General features: G+C 64.7%; 19 protein-coding genes. 7 read left to right on the top strand and 12 right to left on the bottom strand.

Annotation, left to right across the window (positions count from 1 at the left end; all coding sequences use genetic code 11):
• The first annotated feature begins 10 nt into the window (after positions 1–10).
• Positions 11–1,225, top strand: a complete 1,215-nt coding sequence (locus HMP06_RS09575; RefSeq protein ID WP_176496884.1) for a PQQ-dependent sugar dehydrogenase — start codon at positions 11–13, stop codon at positions 1,223–1,225.
• Positions 1,226–1,360: 135 nt separating this feature from the next.
• On the opposite strand, the gene HMP06_RS09570 is transcribed toward HMP06_RS09575, so the two are convergent.
• The 5 genes from HMP06_RS09570 to HMP06_RS09550 form a co-directional block, all read right to left on the bottom strand.
• The gene (locus HMP06_RS09570) at positions 1,361–2,152 is read right to left on the bottom strand and encodes a crotonase/enoyl-CoA hydratase family protein (protein ID WP_176496883.1); all 792 of its coding nucleotides are present in this window, start codon (positions 2,150–2,152) and stop codon (positions 1,361–1,363) included.
• 142 nt (positions 2,153–2,294) lie between these two features.
• The gene (locus tag HMP06_RS09565) at positions 2,295–3,827 is read right to left on the bottom strand and encodes an acyl-CoA synthetase (protein WP_176496882.1); all 1,533 of its coding nucleotides are present in this window, start codon (positions 3,825–3,827) and stop codon (positions 2,295–2,297) included.
• Positions 3,828–3,870: 43 nt separating this feature from the next.
• The gene (locus tag HMP06_RS09560; protein WP_176496881.1) at positions 3,871–4,161 is read right to left on the bottom strand and encodes a winged helix-turn-helix domain-containing protein; all 291 of its coding nucleotides are present in this window, start codon (positions 4,159–4,161) and stop codon (positions 3,871–3,873) included.
• 226 nt (positions 4,162–4,387) lie between these two features.
• Positions 4,388–4,846: a hypothetical protein gene (locus HMP06_RS09555; RefSeq protein WP_176496880.1), complete on the bottom strand. Its 459-nt coding sequence runs from the start codon at positions 4,844–4,846 to the stop codon at positions 4,388–4,390.
• Positions 4,847–4,887: 41 nt separating this feature from the next.
• The gene (locus HMP06_RS09550; protein WP_176496879.1) at positions 4,888–5,247 is read right to left on the bottom strand and encodes a hypothetical protein; all 360 of its coding nucleotides are present in this window, start codon (positions 5,245–5,247) and stop codon (positions 4,888–4,890) included.
• A 239-nt stretch (positions 5,248–5,486) separates the two neighbouring features.
• On the opposite strand from HMP06_RS09550, the gene HMP06_RS09545 reads away from it, so the two are divergent.
• A complete protein-coding gene (locus HMP06_RS09545; RefSeq protein ID WP_176495742.1) occupies positions 5,487–6,839 on the top strand; it encodes an IS1380 family transposase in 1,353 nt (450 codons plus the stop codon).
• Between the two features lie 157 nt (positions 6,840–6,996).
• Here HMP06_RS09545 and HMP06_RS09540 read toward each other — a convergent pair whose 3' ends face one another.
• Together HMP06_RS09540 and HMP06_RS09535 are read right to left on the bottom strand one after the other, a co-directional pair.
• Positions 6,997–7,740, bottom strand: a complete 744-nt coding sequence (locus HMP06_RS09540; protein ID WP_176496878.1) for a helix-turn-helix transcriptional regulator — start codon at positions 7,738–7,740, stop codon at positions 6,997–6,999.
• 260 nt (positions 7,741–8,000) lie between these two features.
• Positions 8,001–8,159 (bottom strand): hypothetical protein, encoded by a 159-nt coding sequence (locus tag HMP06_RS09535; protein WP_176496877.1) that lies wholly within the window; start codon positions 8,157–8,159, stop codon positions 8,001–8,003.
• Between the two features lie 140 nt (positions 8,160–8,299).
• On the opposite strand from HMP06_RS09535, the gene HMP06_RS09530 reads away from it, so the two are divergent.
• The 4 genes from HMP06_RS09530 (at position 8,300) to HMP06_RS09515 (ending at position 11,036) form a co-directional block, all read left to right on the top strand.
• The gene (locus tag HMP06_RS09530; RefSeq protein ID WP_176496876.1) at positions 8,300–8,752 is read left to right on the top strand and encodes a PaaI family thioesterase; all 453 of its coding nucleotides are present in this window, start codon (positions 8,300–8,302) and stop codon (positions 8,750–8,752) included.
• Complete coding sequence (locus HMP06_RS09525; protein ID WP_176496875.1) at positions 8,749–9,129, top strand: PaaI family thioesterase; 381 nt, start codon at positions 8,749–8,751, stop codon at positions 9,127–9,129. Before HMP06_RS09530 ends, HMP06_RS09525 begins: the two co-directional genes overlap by 4 nt.
• Entirely contained in the window at positions 9,126–9,533 is a 408-nt protein-coding gene (locus tag HMP06_RS09520) for a hypothetical protein (RefSeq protein ID WP_176496874.1), read from the top strand. The genes HMP06_RS09525 and HMP06_RS09520 overlap by 4 nt, the downstream gene beginning before the upstream one ends.
• Before the next feature lie 150 nt (positions 9,534–9,683).
• Positions 9,684–11,036 (top strand): IS1380 family transposase, encoded by a 1,353-nt coding sequence (locus HMP06_RS09515; protein WP_176495742.1) that lies wholly within the window; start codon positions 9,684–9,686, stop codon positions 11,034–11,036.
• A gap of 162 nt (positions 11,037–11,198) precedes the next feature.
• Here the strand turns inward: HMP06_RS09515 and HMP06_RS09510 are convergent, their stop codons facing one another.
• The 4 genes from HMP06_RS09510 to HMP06_RS09495 form a co-directional block, all read right to left on the bottom strand.
• Positions 11,199–11,627 carry an acyl-CoA thioesterase gene (locus HMP06_RS09510; protein WP_176496873.1) on the bottom strand — a complete coding sequence of 143 codons (429 nt, stop codon included), beginning with the start codon at positions 11,625–11,627 and terminating at the stop codon, positions 11,199–11,201.
• Between the two features lie 8 nt (positions 11,628–11,635).
• Positions 11,636–12,145 carry a DUF1993 domain-containing protein gene (locus HMP06_RS09505; protein ID WP_176496872.1) on the bottom strand — a complete coding sequence of 170 codons (510 nt, stop codon included), beginning with the start codon at positions 12,143–12,145 and terminating at the stop codon, positions 11,636–11,638.
• Between the two features lie 115 nt (positions 12,146–12,260).
• Positions 12,261–13,043 (bottom strand): SDR family NAD(P)-dependent oxidoreductase, encoded by a 783-nt coding sequence (locus HMP06_RS09500; RefSeq protein WP_176496871.1) that lies wholly within the window; start codon positions 13,041–13,043, stop codon positions 12,261–12,263.
• Positions 13,044–13,178: 135 nt separating this feature from the next.
• Positions 13,179–14,351, bottom strand: coding sequence for an acetyl-CoA C-acetyltransferase (locus tag HMP06_RS09495; RefSeq protein WP_176496870.1), 1,173 nt, complete (start codon positions 14,349–14,351; stop codon positions 13,179–13,181).
• Positions 14,352–14,451: 100 nt separating this feature from the next.
• On the opposite strand from HMP06_RS09495, the gene HMP06_RS09490 reads away from it, so the two are divergent.
• On the top strand, positions 14,452–15,117 hold the full coding sequence (locus HMP06_RS09490) for a nitroreductase (RefSeq protein WP_176496869.1): 666 nt from the start codon (positions 14,452–14,454) through the stop codon (positions 15,115–15,117).
• 148 nt (positions 15,118–15,265) lie between these two features.
• Here HMP06_RS09490 and HMP06_RS09485 read toward each other — a convergent pair whose 3' ends face one another.
• Positions 15,266–16,690, bottom strand: coding sequence for a DEAD/DEAH box helicase (locus HMP06_RS09485; protein WP_176496868.1), 1,425 nt, complete (start codon positions 16,688–16,690; stop codon positions 15,266–15,268).
• Positions 16,691–16,705 lie beyond the last annotated feature (15 nt).

Raw genomic sequence — 16,705 nt, 5'->3', positions numbered from 1 at the left:
GGAGACGTTTATGATCGGTCGTTTTGTTTTCGTCGCGGCATTGCTCGCCAGCACCGCCTGTTCGGCGCAAAGTTCGCAGAATCAGGGCACGCAGAAACTGCCGCGCAATGCCCCCGAAGCGACGGTCAAGAACGTCCCCGCGACGACCGGCCGCGCCAATCTGCGCGAGACGCCGCCGCCGTTCACCATGACCCGGATCGGGACCTTCACCGAGCCCTTCGCGCTCGCGATTCTGCCCAATGGCGCGGCGCTGGTGACCGAGAAGGCCGGGGTGTTGAAGCTGCGCTGGACCGACGGCGCGGTGGCGAATGTCGGCGGCGTGCCGCGCGTCGCGGTGGTCGATCAGGGCGGTTTGCTCGACGTGGCGCTGGCCCCCCGCTTTGCGGGCAATCGTGGCGTGTATCTGACCTATTCCGAACCCGGCAAGACTGGCGCCGCGCTCGCGCTGGCGCATGCGACGCTGAAGATCACCCAAGTCCAGTGCGTCCGCGCGCCCTGCCCGCCGCAAGCCTCGCTGGAAGGGCTGCGCGTGCTGTGGCGATCGGGCATGAACGGCGTCGGCGGGCAATTCGGCGCAAACATCGTCTTCGCCCCCGACGGCAAATCGCTGTTCCTGTCCTCTGGCGAGCGGCAGCGCTTCACCCCGGCGCAAGACCCCGATCAGCGGCTCGGCAAGATCCTGCGGCTGACGCTCGACGGCAAGGCATGGCCGGGCAACCCCAATTTCAAAGCCGGCGGCGCGCGGGCCGAGACGTGGAGCACCGGCCACCGCAACCCGTATGGCCTTGCCTTCACCGCCGATGGCCGCTTGTGGGAGGAAGAAATGGGGCCGCGCGGTGGTGACGAGCTCAACCTCATCCTGCCGGGTAAGAATTACGGCTGGCCGATCGTCTCCAACGGCGACAATTATTCGGGCCAGCCGATCCCCGATCACCCCAGCCGCCCCGATCTCGAAGCGCCCAAGGCATGGTGGAACCCGTCCATCTCACCCGGCGGGATGATCGCTTATTCGGGTGCGCTGTTCCCGCAGTATCGCGGCAATCTGTTCATCGGCGCGCTCGGCGGCCAGGCGCTGATTCGCGTCGCGGTCAATGGCGATACCGCCAGGGCGGTCGAGCAATGGACGATGGGCGCCCGTGTCCGCGATGTCGCGCAGGCCCCCGACGGCGCGATCTGGCTGATCGAGGATGAAGGCGCACTGCTGCGGCTGACACCCAAGCGGTAGGGTGGTGACCAAATCCCGTTCGGGCTGACCCTGTCGAAGCCCTGCTCTCCCCACGCAAGCCGAGGGCGAGTGGAGAGATGCCCTTCGACAGGCTCAGGGCGAACGGCGGGTGTTTGTCGCCCGGCGCGATACCGCTCAATCCGCGTCGGCGAACACCGCAGCGCGCTTCTGCATGTTGGCGGCGACTTGCTCCATCATCGGCGGCTGGCCGATCACCGCGACCTGCTCGTTGGTTTCGGCCTCGAGCATCGCCAGCGGGTCGGCATCGTGCGCCATGTTGCACAGCCGCTTCGCCCCGCGAATCGCATTGGGGCTCTTCGCCGCAATGTCCCGCGCCAGCGCCATCGCGGCGGCGTGCGGGTCCGGAGTGATGCGTGTGATGAATCCGTGGTGCAGCGCTTCCTCGGCGTCGAATTCGCGCGCGGTGTAGATCAATTCGCGCAGCACATCGTCACGCACCAGACCGCGCCAGATCGGGAAGCCCGCCATGTCGGGCACCAACCCCCAATAGCTCTCGCGAATCGCAAAGCGCGTTTCCGGGGCGGCGATGCGGATGTCCGCGCCCGACATGATCTGAAAACCGCCGCCAAAGGCGACGCCGTGGACCGCCGCGATGACCGGCATCGGCAGGTTGCGCCAGCCCCAGGTGACATGCTGCGGCAGGATCGCGCCCTGATCATTGCGCTCGCGCGAGGTCAGCCCGGAGCCGCCGCCCGCCATGCTGCTCATGTCGAGCCCGGCGCAAAACGCCTTTCCATCCCCCGACAGCACGACGCAGCGCACATCCTTGCGCGAATGCAGCGCGTCGATCGCCGCGCCGATCCCTTCGAACATCGCCGGATCGATCGCGTTCATCTTGTCGGCGCGCGTCAGGCGCACATCGGCGATATGATCGGTGACGGTAATCGATACGCGGTTCTCGGTCATTGCATCATTCCCTTCGGCCCTTCGGCCCTTTCGCCCTTTCGTCACCCCGGCCCTGTGCCGGGGTCCACGGTGCCCCGCGCCCAACGATCGCAGGACGCGCCGGACGGTGGACCCCGGCACAGGGCCGGGGTGACGGCAGGGTCTATACTGTCGTAGCTGGCTCAGCCCAATATTGGTCCCGCAGCAGCCGCTTATACAATTTCCCCGTCGCGTGACGCGGCAATTCTGCGCTGAAATCGATCTGGCGCGGCGTCTTCACCCCTGACAGCTCGGCGCGACACCAGGCGGTCAGTTCCGCCGCCAGCGCCTCGCCCGCCTCGGCCATGTCGACCGGCTGCACCACCGCGACGACGCGCTCGCCCATTTCGGGGCAGGGCGCGCCGATCACCGCCACGTCCGCCACGCGCGGGTGGGTGATCAGCCGGTTCTCGATTTCCTGCGGATAGATGTTCACCCCGCCCGAGATGATCATGAAACTCTTGCGATCAGTCAGATACAGATAGCCGTCCTTATCGATCCGCCCGATATCGCCAAGGGTCGACCAGCCGAGCGCGTTGCGCGCCTCCGCCGTCTTGGCCGGATCGTTATGATATTCGAAGACGCCGCCGCCCTCGAAATAGACGAGGCCTTCCTCGCCCGCAGGCAGTTCGACGCCATCCTCGCCGCAGATATGCAGCACGCCGTACGCCGCCTTACCGACCGATCCTTTGTGCTCCAGCCACTGCGCCGAATCGATCGTCGTCAGGCCATTGCCTTCGGACCCGGCATAATATTCGTACAGCACCGGCCCCCACCATGCGATCATCGCTTCCTTGACCGGCACCGGGCAGGGGGCCGCAGCATGGATCGCGACCTTGAGGCTCGACAGATCATGGCGCGCGCGGGCGGCCGCATCGAGTTTGAGCATCCGCACGAAATGCGTCGGCACCCACTGGCTGGCGTTGATCTTGTACCGCTCGATCGCGGCGAGCGCCGCCTCGGGTTCGAAATGCTGCAACATCACCACCGTCCCGCCCAGGCGCTGCACCGTCATCGACCAGCGCAAGGGGGCGGCATGATAGAGCGGCGCGGGGCTGAGATAGATGCTGTCCGGCCCCAGCCCATACAACCCGCGCGCGAGCATCATCAGCACCGTCGGCGCGGCCATATCGGGGTCTTCGGGCAGCGCGACGCGCACGCCCTTGGGCCGCCCGGTCGTGCCGGAGGAATAGAGCATGTCGATCCCGGCGCGTTCGTCGGCGATCGGTGTGTCGGGCTGCGCGGCGACCGCATCCTCCCAGCTTTCCCAGCCCGGCACCGATCCGCCGACGACGAAGCGCAGCGTCTCGGCACGCACCGTGCCTGCGCTGCCGGTCAGGCTGGCCGAGACGATCAGCATCTTCGCGCCCGAATCGCCGACGATATAGTCGAGCTCGGCGGCGGTCAGCTTGGTCGAAATGCAGACGAAGAACAGCCCTGAACGCTGCGCGCCCCAGGCGATGTCATAAAATTCGGGGGTATTCTCCAGCATCAGCGCGATCGTGTCGCTGGCCACCAGCCCGCGTGCGCGAAACAGGTGGGCGGCGCGGTTCGATCGCGCGTCGAGCTCAGCAAAGCTGATCGTCTCGCCGGTTTCCGCGACGATCAGCGCGGGCTTTGCGGGATCGGTCCGCGCGTGGATGCTCGGGTGCGACATGGATGGCCTCTCCAGGCTTTTGGTTTCGTTTTGCAACCCGATGCTAGCCGCCCGTCTCGGGCACGGCAAGCCGGTAGCCGACGCCCTTTCCGGTGTGCAGCATGGCGACTTCGAAGCCGCGGTCGAGTTTCGCGCGCAACCGCGACACATGCGCTGCGACCAGGTTGGTACCGGGGTGGAAGCGCAGACCCCACACCGCGCTCAGCAATTCGTCGTGCGACACCACGGTACCCGCGCGCTCCGCCAGATACAGGAGCAGACGATACTCGCGCGGCAGCAGAGCGAGCGGGCGTCCGTCGCGCGCCGCAGATGGCGCTGCGTGTTGGCATACCACCGGATCCGCTAGTCCCTGTAGATGTCGTCAAAATATGCCCGCCACAGACCGAGGCTGTGCGCGATACCATCGACGACCTCGCCGTAATTAAGATCGCCGACATAGCTGTTCCGGAACTGGTCCAAGAATCGTTCCGCCCACACCCGCTGCTCTTCGCCGTACCGCCTGGCAAACCGGCAGCAGGGCAATGGTTCAGGTGACAGCGTGGCGATGACGGTAGCGGGGTCTACTTCGCATCGGGCGCTGACTGGCTCCTCGCTCCGATCCGAGAGGCGCTGCGCGAGACGATCCCAATCAACAGCAGGGTCTGCGATGGATATCCACCACTCCCCATCAAAATCGCGTATGCGAGGGGCGTCATGGCGTCGTCCAATAGCCGCGCGAAATGCCCGAACAAGGCGAGCAATTGAAGCGCTGCCGCGAGCAGCAACCATTTTTTTTGAGACTGGATGGCCATCGTGGCCAGCGCGATGAAAAGCGACAAGTCGATTATAGCTACCAACGTCACAAACCCCGAAAACGCCTCTGGGGTAACCGCCTCCAAGATCCTTTCGGCAACTGTCGCGGCGAGGAAGCCGGACGCTGCCTCGATTTCGTATCTTCCACCCCATTTTAGCGCCGCACCGAAGTTTAAACAGACCAATGGAAAGAAAAGCGAAACGTAGAGGGCGGTCCAGGCGGGCATGGCTCACTAACGATCCTATACCCACCTGTGTCCGTCAACATTTACGCTGCGGCCTTCACAGCTTGTAGGGATTGCTTGTTGGGCGGACAGTAGGGCGCATAGTCAGTGATGCCGAAATCGTCCGCGAGTACCACAAACTTGTCATGAGCCGCCCGCAGACTCGCCTGGGCCGCGAATGCTTGGGTACTGGCGGCGTGCAGCAACTCAAGGACCTCGCTTCCGGCAGTTACCGGCAAACCTGCGGTATCACGCAACTCAAGCATCGCCGTGACGCACTTGAACGCGGAAATCGCGGATGCGTCGGCAGAGCGTTCGGCCGGCAACAGGCTTTCGGCGACATTCTGGGCCAGCGTGGAGCGGGCCGTGACGATGGAACGCTTCGTTTGGATACTCAGCATCATTAAAATCTCCCCACCCCGCCCGGTGGGGCAGGGTCAATGTGATGTATTGGATGGAGGCGGTTGGATCGCGTTGGCGAGCTCTTCTGCGCTGCCGACAACCGATTTGAAGGCCACTAACCCGGATTATTCATCGGGAGCGATAATCGGTGGTGGCGATCGTGGTCTAAGTCTTTGGTTTGGAGTAGAGAAAGGGTGCTTACGCCATCCCTCTGCTCCAGACAGAAAGTGCCACGACCGCCATGGCCGACGATAGTGGGTTCTCCTTCACCTTCCCAGCCATTCGTGGTCGAAAAATCACCGCCGCGTTCGACGGCGGTCGGCTGACGTCGGACGGCGGCGTGCTACTGCTCGCACAGGCCGAGCGGCGGTTGGGGATCGCGGATCGGCTCGCCGCCTGCATCGCTGATCCGCGCGATCAGGGTCGGGTGATCCACCGGGTCGCCGACATCTTGCGCGCCCGCATGCTCGCGATCTCGTGTGGGTATGAAGACGCCAATGATCTCGACGCCCTGCGGCATGATCCAGGGTTCAAGCTGGCGCTCGGCAAACTGCCGGGTGATCCGTTCGGGCTGGCCAGCCAGCCGACGATGAGCCGGTGGGAAAACGCGCCGACTACGCGCGAGTTGATCCGTCTGACCGGTACGCTGGTCGACCTTTATTGCGCGAGCTACCCCGTGCCACCTGCGGCGGTGACGCTCGACATCGATGATACCGTCGACGTCGTACACGGCGCGCAGCAGCTCTCTTTCTGGAACGGCCACTACGGCGAGCGCTGCTTCCTGCCGATCCATGTCTACGACACCGCTACCGGGCGGCCGGTTGCGATGCTGCTGCGCACCGGCAAAACGCCGTCGGGCAAGGAAGTCGCCGGCCATGTTCGCCGGCTCGTGCGACGTATCCGTCGCCACTGGCCCGATACCCGGATCACGCTGCGCGGCGATGGTCATTACGGTCGGCCAGAGCCGATGGCCTGGTGCGAGGCGAACGGAATCGACTACATCTTCGGGCTGCCCGGCAACCGCACGCTCCACGCCGATCCCGTCATCGTTCGGGAAGGCGATGCCTGCGCGACCGACCGGGCATTGCAGGGACTGGTCGAACTAAGGCGTTACGCAGAGACGCGCTACGCTGCGAAAACCTGGGGGAATACCGAACGTCGCGTCGTTGCTCGCATCGAGGCGAGCAGCCTCGGCCTCGACATCCGCCTCGTTGTCACCTCGCTTGCCGAGGGCAGCGCTGAACGGATCTATGACACGCTTTACTGCGCCCGCGGCCAGGCGGAAAACTTGATCAAGCTGCATAAAACGCAGCTGAAGAGCGACCGAACCTCCTGCTGCTCGGCCAACGCCAATCAGATGCGGCTCATCCTTCACACCGCCGCCTACTGGCTGATGTGGGCCGTGCGGCACGCTATGCCCGCAACCGCCACGCTCCGCACCGCCGAGTTCGCGACCATCCGCCTGCGGCTGCTCAAGGTCGCCGCGCGCGTCGTCGAAACCACCAGCCGCATCCGCATCGCCTTCGCAAGCGCCTGTCCCGATGCCGCGCTGTTCCGATCCATCGCGCTCAACTTGCGCACCACGGGACCATGATCGATGCGGCAGTGGCCGCCAAACGAACCCCGCCCATCAACTCCGCCCCAAACTGTGAACCCGCGATGAGACAGGCGCTTGGGACCCATGCGCCCTGCCTGCGGCTACACGACGCCTGCGCTGACCCATCGGCTGAGAAACGCTGCCGGTGAATAGATCAGGCTAAGGCCAGTATAATACCCGTCGCAATCGCGACGATCAGCATTGCGGTTTTCAGGGCGACAAGCAGTTGAACATCTTCAGCACCCCCAGTGATTGCAATGTTCGTCGGGGAAGGGGGTTGGAACTCGTAAGTGGGTTCGCGATGATTATCTCGAACCGAATTGGTACCATCCCCGACCGACATCTCAAAGTGCGGGTCGGACGCTTCCACCGCTATCGGGAGAATGACCTTAGGGGAAAAACCCTCGGTTTCTGCGAGTATCATCCGCGCGGCCTCGCGACGTGATGATGCGCCCAACCTGCGGCACGCCTCGGCAATATGGGCGTCTACGGTCTTTGGCGAAATTCCAAGCTCGAAAGCGATGACCTCCGATTTCTTCAGTTCGGCAACCTTACGCAAGCAGGCAAGCTGCTGTTTGGTAAGCGCTGCGATTCGGCCCTTTTCCATACGCCATAGTATCGTGGCCGCATGATACCGATAGGCCAGTTCGTCACCTACTCGGTGCCTTTGATCGGGGATATTCATCTGATGGTTGGGTGCGCGCCCGTTCCCCGCGGAGAAGCCCGCGCGCATCGCCTCAGCTTCCCACAGCCGCATCCGCGCACCCCCCGATCGGACATAGCGCGTCACCGTCACCCGCCCCGGCACCACCACCGATCGCGGCGGCGGCACGGTGGCGAGCGCATCGGCGGACAGTACCGTCGCGGCGATCGAGACTTCGGGATTCTCGAGCAGCACCGTCCCGATCCGCAAACCGTCACGCGCCACCCGAAACGGCGGTTCGAACCACGGATCCTCGGCGAATGCGGTGATGTGCGGCGCAATCAGCTCGCCAACCCAGCCATGATCGCTGAGCAGCCTCAAAACCGCACGCTCAACCGCAACTTCGGCGAACAAAAGCTCCAATCCGCGATACGGAGCGCCCCCCCGAAATGTGGCGGCCACAGCAAAAGACCGCCCCGCCGCCGCCTCCAGCGCAGCCCGCTCTGGCAGTGCCGTCACAGGAAGGGATGCACCTCATAAATCAGGATCGCGACGCCGATGATGTAATCGAACACGTCATCACCGACGAGTTCGAGCGACCGGATCGCGCCGCTCGTCCCCACTTGCGTCGCGAGATCGACGATGTGATTGATATCGATGCTGAAACTTTCCATCGGCCGCCCCCAAAAATGCGGATGAGTCCGCGCATCGGAGGGTAATTCGGGCGCCGTTCCGGCGCTTAGTTAAATCGCTGTAACATGGCACCCGAGCACATGCTCTTGCGCTGATGCTGCATTGCGGTACGGAAGGACGCATGTTTCCTGACCAGCCACCCGCCTTCGATCCGCACCGTTTCCTGCGGCACGGCGTCGGCGGGCATGGCGGTTTGCTGGGGCTGACCTATCACGCGCACGGGGCCGATTGGGTCGAACTGCATTTGCCGTACCGCGCTGAATTAATTGGCGATCCTGACAGCGGCGTGCTCGCCTCGGGTCCGATCCTGACGATGATGGATATGGCGACCAGCCTCGCGGTGTGGACCCGGCTCGGCCGCTTTCGTCCGCATGCGACGCTCGATCTGCGGATCGACTATCTCCGCCCCGCAACCCCGGGCAAGGCGGTGTTCGGCCGCGGCGAATGCTACCGCATCACGCGCTCGATCTCGTTCGTGCGCGGGCAGGCGCATGACGGCGATCCGGCCGATCCGCTCGCGCATGTCGCCGGCACCTTCATGTTCACCGACGCCCCTGCTGGAGCGGGCGCATGACCTTACCACCCTATGCCCAACTGCTTGGAATCGCCCCGGTACCTGGCGAAGATCCGACGCTGCTGACGATGCCGAGCGCCGATACCGTGCTCGGGCGGCCGGGCTATCTCCACGGCGGTGCGATCGGCGGCTTGCTGGAGATGGCGGCAATCGTCGCACTGCGCCACGCCCTCGCGGCCGACGGCGGCGGGCAGATCAAGCCGATCAATGTGACCGTCGATTTCATGCGCGGCGGGCGCGAGAAACCGACCTTCGCGCGCGGCTGCGTCACGCGGCTGGGCGGGCGGGTCGCTAATGTCGAGGCGATCGCGTGGCAGGACGATGCGGCCAAGCCGATTGCAGCGGCCCGGATGAACTATTTGATTGTGCGCGGATGAGCGACGCACTCAGCCAGATCGCAAGCGCGCGGGCGGCACGCGAGAGCGGCGACTCTTATGAGGCGGCACTGCATCAACGCCGCGCGATCGCCTTGCTTCGCGGTGGCGAGACGGTGGTGCTGGGCGATGCGATCCGCCAGCTTGTCGAAATTCTGATCGAGGGGGGATTGGCCGAAGATGCAGCCACGCCCGCCGCCGAAGTGCTCGCTTTGTACCAGGCGCATCCCGATGTTCCGCCGATGGCGCGTGCCGACGCCCTGCGCTGTGCCGCGTTGCAGGCGTCGGCGACCGGCGATGACGAAACCGCGATCGTGTTCTGGGCGGAGGCGCTGACGCGTTATGCAGCGCTGGGGATGATCGACCAGGTGGCGGAGGCCGAAGCGCGGATCGCTGCGCTGCGGTGAGCCACCGGATACCCTCCCGACCGCCTAGCCCGGATTATTCATCGGGAGCGATAATCGGTGGTGGCGATCGTGGTCTAAGTCTTTGGTTTGGAGTAGAGAAAGGGTGCTTACGCCATCCCTCTGCTCCAGACAGAAAGTGCCACGACCGCCATGGCCGACGATAGTGGGTTCTCCTTCACCTTCCCAGCCATTCGTGGTCGAAAAATCACCGCCGCGTTCGACGGCGGTCGGCTGACGTCGGACGGCGGCGTGCTACTGCTCGCACAGGCCGAGCGGCGGTTGGGGATCGCGGATCGGCTCGCCGCCTGCATCGCTGATCCGCGCGATCAGGGTCGGGTGATCCACCGGGTCGCCGACATCTTGCGCGCCCGCATGCTCGCGATCTCGTGTGGGTATGAAGACGCCAATGATCTCGACGCCCTGCGGCATGATCCAGGGTTCAAGCTGGCGCTCGGCAAACTGCCGGGTGATCCGTTCGGGCTGGCCAGCCAGCCGACGATGAGCCGGTGGGAAAACGCGCCGACTACGCGCGAGTTGATCCGTCTGACCGGTACGCTGGTCGACCTTTATTGCGCGAGCTACCCCGTGCCACCTGCGGCGGTGACGCTCGACATCGATGATACCGTCGACGTCGTACACGGCGCGCAGCAGCTCTCTTTCTGGAACGGCCACTACGGCGAGCGCTGCTTCCTGCCGATCCATGTCTACGACACCGCTACCGGGCGGCCGGTTGCGATGCTGCTGCGCACCGGCAAAACGCCGTCGGGCAAGGAAGTCGCCGGCCATGTTCGCCGGCTCGTGCGACGTATCCGTCGCCACTGGCCCGATACCCGGATCACGCTGCGCGGCGATGGTCATTACGGTCGGCCAGAGCCGATGGCCTGGTGCGAGGCGAACGGAATCGACTACATCTTCGGGCTGCCCGGCAACCGCACGCTCCACGCCGATCCCGTCATCGTTCGGGAAGGCGATGCCTGCGCGACCGACCGGGCATTGCAGGGACTGGTCGAACTAAGGCGTTACGCAGAGACGCGCTACGCTGCGAAAACCTGGGGGAATACCGAACGTCGCGTCGTTGCTCGCATCGAGGCGAGCAGCCTCGGCCTCGACATCCGCCTCGTTGTCACCTCGCTTGCCGAGGGCAGCGCTGAACGGATCTATGACACGCTTTACTGCGCCCGCGGCCAGGCGGAAAACTTGATCAAGCTGCATAAAACGCAGCTGAAGAGCGACCGAACCTCCTGCTGCTCGGCCAACGCCAATCAGATGCGGCTCATCCTTCACACCGCCGCCTACTGGCTGATGTGGGCCGTGCGGCACGCTATGCCCGCAACCGCCACGCTCCGCACCGCCGAGTTCGCGACCATCCGCCTGCGGCTGCTCAAGGTCGCCGCGCGCGTCGTCGAAACCACCAGCCGCATCCGCATCGCCTTCGCAAGCGCCTGTCCCGATGCCGCGCTGTTCCGATCCATCGCGCTCAACTTGCGCACCACGGGACCATGATCGATGCGGCAGTGGCCGCCAAACGAACCCCGCCCATCAACTCCGCCCCAAACTGTGAACCCGCGATGAGACAGGCGCTTGGGACCCATGCGCCCTGCCTGCGGCTACACGACGCCTGCGCTGACCCATCGGCTGAGAAACGCTGCCGGTGAATAGATCAGGCTAGTGACGGACCTTATGCGCTTGCAGCCCGGCACGGAAATCGTCTGGCAAGGTGGTGATCCCGCCGCTTGCGCTCATCACGATCACGACATCGCAAGTTGCGACGCATTCACCTTTCTGGAACGCTGCTGACAAAATGTGCCAGCTACGATTGCCGATGTCGCCAATGCCGGTCGAAATCTCGACATCGCTGGGGAAAAAGCTTTCCCCGAGATAATTGATTTCGACCTTCGCGACGAGCCAGCGGTGTCCCGACCAACCCGCCAGATTCATCGAACGGTTGAAACGGACCCGACCGCTCTCAAACAAGGCCGCCATAGCGACATTGTTGATATGGCCGAGCACGTCCAGATCCTGAAAGCGAGTCTGGATCGATTCGCTGTGCGGATAGGATGCGGGGTCGATCCGCCAGGTATCAGGTTTGGGCATGAGCCTGATTACAGGCCGCTAGGGAACACGTCCAGCTTGCCGAGCGGCACGCCGTTCGACCGCAGGATCGCGTAGACCATGTTGGCGTGGAACGCGATGTTGGTCGCCGCGAACACCGTGACCCACTGCGCCGCGGGAAGCGTGGGCTCCATGTTCGGGCCCAGCTGCGCGGTGACTGGTACATCCTCGCGATCGGTGAATTGTTCGGGCGTTAGCGCGGCGAGCCACGTCTTGGCGGCGGTGATCGCGGCCTGATAACCTGCGACGTCGAGATCGGCGGTGACCGGATCGGGGATCGCCACGTCGATCGCGCGCGCGATCCAGGATTGCGAGAAGTTGATGACCACCATCGCCTGGAACGACAGCGGATGCATGTCCTCGGCGAGCCGCCAACCCAGCATGTCTGACTCGGCGATGCCCTTCTCGGCGGCGAAGGCGCTGCCCTTGGTGAGGAGGTGTGCGGCGGTGTCGAGCTGGCGGCGAAACAGGTCGACGAAGCTGAAGAGCGTGGTGGTCATGGGAAGCTTTCTAATGAGGAGCGCGACCCGGGAATAAATCCCGGGTCGTCGGACGGGCCGGTGGCCCGCCGGCCGCGCTGGCGCGAGTCTGGGCGAATATTGCGCCCTGCCGCGCTCAGCGTGGTGCCATCCGGATCGCGCCGTCGAGGCGCACGTCTTCCCCGTTGAAATAGCTATTTTCCAGCATCGTCAGCGCCAGATGCGCATATTCCGCCGGAAGGCCGAGCCGCTTAGGGAAGGGGACCGAGGCGGCGAGATTGTCCTTAACTTGCTGCGGCGCGCCTTGCATCAGCGGGGTTTCGAAAATGCCGGGCAGGATCGTGTTGATGCGGATGCCTTCGCCCATCAGGTCGCGCGCGATTGGCAGCGTCATCCCGACGACGCCGCCCTTGGAGGCCGAATACGCCGCTTGGCCGATCTGGCCGTCCTCGGCGGCGACCGACGCCGTCATCACGATCGCGCCGCGCTCACCGTCGGTGCCGGGATCGCGCGTCAGCATCCCCGCCGCCGACTTCGCGACGCAGCGGAAGGTGCCGACCAGATTGATCTGGATGAGCCAGTCGAACGCCGCCAGGCTGAAATGCTTGATGCTGCCGTCTTCCTTGGAGCGGCTCGCGGTCTTCATCGCATTGCCGGTGCCGGCGCAGCAGACCAGCACTGCTTCCTGACCATTGGCGGCACGTGCCTTGGCGAAGCCGGCATCGACCGATTCCTCGGAGGTGACGTTCACTTCGCAGAAAACGCCACCGATTTCCGCAGCGAGCGCTTCGCCCTTTTCGGCTTGAAGATCGAAGATCGCGACCTTGACGCCCTTGGCGGCAAGCGCGCGCGCGGTGGCGGCACCGAGGCCGGAGGCGCCGCCGGTGACGACGGCTGCAGTGGTTGAGTCGAGTTTCATGGTGGTTCTCCCTTATTCGTCACCCCGGCCTTGTGCCGGGGCCCACGTATCCGCTTGGCGCGGTTGTGCGATCTGCTTCTGGTCGTGTGCCGGTGGCACGGTGGACCCCGGCACAAGGCCGGGGTGACGGTGTGCTTAAAGCCGCTCGATGATCGTCACGTTGGCGATCCCGCCGCCTTCGCACATCGTTTGCAGGCCATAGCGCCCGCCCGACGCCTTCAGCGCGTGGACCAAGGTCGCCATAAGCTTTGTGCCCGAAGCCCCGAGCGGATGGCCGAGCGCGATCGCGCCGCCATTGACGTTCAGCTTCGCATGATCGCCGCCGGTATGCTTCAGCCACGCCATCGGCACGGGCGCGAACGCCTCGTTGACTTCGTACAGGTCGATCTCCTCGATCTTCATGCCCGAACGCTGCAATGCGCGGTCGGTCGCGAACAGCGGTTCCTCGAGCATGATGACCGGATCGCCGCCAGTGACCGTGAGGTTCACGATCCGCGCGATCGGGGTGAGGTTATGCGCCTTGAGGGCTGCCTCGCTGACGATCATCACCGCGCTCGCGCCGTCGCAAATCTGGCTGGCATTGGCGGCGGAGATGCTGCCACCTTCCTGCAACAATTTGACCTGGCCGATGCTCTCGGGCGTCGCGTCGAAGCGGATGCCTTCGTCGGTCGCGTGCGCGATCACGCCCTCGGGCGTTTCCACGTCGATCGCGACGATCTCATCGGCGAAGGCGCCGCGCTGGGTCGCGGCGGCCGCGCGCTTGTGGCTTTCGGCCGCGAAGGCATCGAGTTGCGCGCGGTTGAAGCCGTGCTTCTTGACGATCATCTCGGCACCCATGAACTGGCTGAACATGATGCCGGGGTATTTCTCTTCGAGCCGCGGCGATTTGTAATTGCCGAGACCCTCTTTCATGAACAGCGTCGCGGTCGACCCCATCGGTACACGCGTCATGCTTTCGACCCCGGCTGCGATGACGATGTCCTGCGTGCCCGACATTACCGCTTGGGCGGCGAATTGCATGGCTTGCTGCGACGATCCGCACTGGCGATCGATCGAGACGGCGGGGACGCTGTCGGGCAAGTTTTTCGCGGCCAACACGGCGTTGCGGCCGATCTGGCCGGCCTGCTGACCGCCCTGCATGACGCAGCCCATAATGACATCATCGACGGCTGCACCGTCGATCCCGGTGCGCGCGACGATCGCGTCGAGCACGTGTGCTGCCATGTCGACCGGGTGGGTTCCGGCGAGCTTGCCGCCACGTTTGCCACCGGCGGTGCGGACTGCGTCCACGATATAGGCTTCGGCCATGCTCGACTCTCCAGATCGGTTGTTGTTTGCAACCTCTTGCCGCGAACCGGCGCGTTGGGCAAGGTGGATTGGCGTACCCGATGATCGAAAGGACCGGAGAGTGAACGTGAGCGAGGCGATTGCGGCGCGTCGATCGGTGCGCGGATATCGCGCCGATCCGGTCGAACCGGCGGTGTTGCACAGCATCGTGAGCAAGGCGGCGCGCGCGGCGACCGGCGGCAATCTCCAGCCGTGGCATGTCGATGTTCTGGCCGGGGAGCCGCTGGAGGCGTTGAAGGCTGTGATTGCTGCGAAGCTATGGCGCGGCGAGAGTGAGACGCCATCATACGACATCTACCCGAAGGAATTGGCAGCGCCGTATCGTGACCGGCGCTTCGGCGTCGGCGAGGCGATGTACGCTGAGATCGGCATCCCGCGTGAGGACAAGGATGCGCGGCGGTTGTGGTTCGCGCGCAATTTCCAGTTTTTCGGCGCGCCCGCCGCGCTGTTCTGTACGGTCGACCGGCGGATGGGGCCCCCGCAATGGGCCGATCTTGGCATGTATCTGCAGAACGTGATGCTGCTTGCGGTCGAGGCGGGGCTTGCTACCTGCGCGCAGGAATGTTGGGCGATGTATCCCGAGACGGTTGGCGCGGCGATCGACATTCCGCCCGAGCGGATGCTGTTCTGCGGCATGGCGATCGGGTTCGAAGACACCGAAGAGCCCGCGAACCGCTTGCGCAGTGCACGGGCTCCGGAAGGGGAGTGGTTGCGGGTGCACAGTTAATCCTCCCCGGCACGGGGAGGGGGACCGCCAGCCTTCTTCAGGCTGGTGGTGGAGGGGTAGCCACGAGAGAAAGCGCTTGTGGCTACCCCTCCACCGTTCGCTGAATGCTCACGGTCCCCCTCCCCCGTTGGGGGAGGAGTAAAAGAGATCAGCCAGCGGCAGGCGAGCGACGACCGCCGCCGCCTTGCTGGCCACGACCACCACCACCATTGCCACCGGGGCGGCCCTGGCCACCCGGACGACCGCCGCCCGCTGGGCGACCCTGCCCGCCGGGACGGCCGCCGCCAGCGTTGAACGGACGTGCGCCGCCAGCCGGACGTTCACCGGTCGGGCGCGCGGCATGCGTCGCCTTGGGCGGCGCGCGGTGACGGCCAGATTCGTCGCGGCGCTCGAACGTGTCGGAGCCGGCCGGACGCGCCGCCTTGATCCGGGCTGCTTCGGCCATGAAGCCTTCGGGCAGCGGCAGCATTTCGGGCTTCACGCGCGTCAATTTCTCGATGTCGCGCAGATACGTCCGCTCGTCATCGGCGCAGAAGCTGATCGCCACGCCCGATGCGCCGGCCCGCGCCGTACGACCAATGCGGTGGACATATTGCTCGGGCACGTTGGGCAGTTCGAAGTTGAACACGTGAGACACGCCCGAAACGTCAATCCCGCGCGCGGCGATATCGGTCGCGACGAGCACCTTGGCCTTGCCCGATTTGAATTCGGCGAGCGCGCGTTCGCGCTGCGGCTGGCTCTTGTTGCCGTGGATCGCGTTCGAGTCGATCCCGTTGGCGGCGAGCAGCTTCACGACGCGGTCGGCGCCGTGCTTGGTGCGGGTGAAGACGAGCGAGCGCTCGACCGCTTCGTCGCGCAGCAGGATCGTCAGCATCGCCTGCTTTTCGCCCTGGTTGATGAACACGACCTTCTGATCGACGCGCTCGGCGGTGGTCGCAACGGGCGCGACCTTGACCGTCTGCGGATCGTTGAGGAACTGGTTGGCCAGCTCGCGGATCGCGTTGGGCATCGTCGCCGAGAAGAACAACGTCTGGCGCTGCTTGGGCAGCATCCGGACGATCTTGCGCAGCGCGTGGATGAAGCCGAGGTCGAGCATCTGGTCGGCTTCGTCGAGCACGAGAATCTCGAGCATCGCGAGGCTGACGAAACGCTGTTCGATCAAATCAAGCAAGCGGCCAGGCGTGGCGACGAGGATGTCGACGCCGCGGCTCATGTCCTGACGGTTCTTGTTGATGCTGGTCCCGCCGAACACGGTCGCGACCGACATTTTTGAGAATTTGCCGTAATCGCGGGCGCTCTCGGCGATCTGGCTCGCCAGTTCGCGCGTCGGCGCGAGCACGAGCATCCGGCAATGCGTCGGCAGCACGCGCTTCTCGTTATTCACGAGATGCTGGATCGACGGGAGCACGAAGGCCGCCGTCTTGCCGGTGCCGGTCTGCGCGATGCCGAGCAGATCGCCGCCTTCGAGCAGGATCGGGATCGACTGCTTCTGGATCGGGGTAGGGGTGGTATAGCCCTTGGCTTCGAGCGCGCGGACGAGCGGCTCGGCGAGGCCGAGTTGTGCGAAAGTCATGAGTATTCAGTCCAT

The organism is Sphingomonas sp. HMP6, from assembly GCF_013374095.1.
Taxonomy (GTDB): Bacteria; Pseudomonadota; Alphaproteobacteria; order Sphingomonadales; family Sphingomonadaceae; genus Sphingomonas.
The sequence above is the reverse complement of the archived record's forward strand: the minus strand, read 5'-3'. Positions and strand labels throughout refer to the sequence as shown.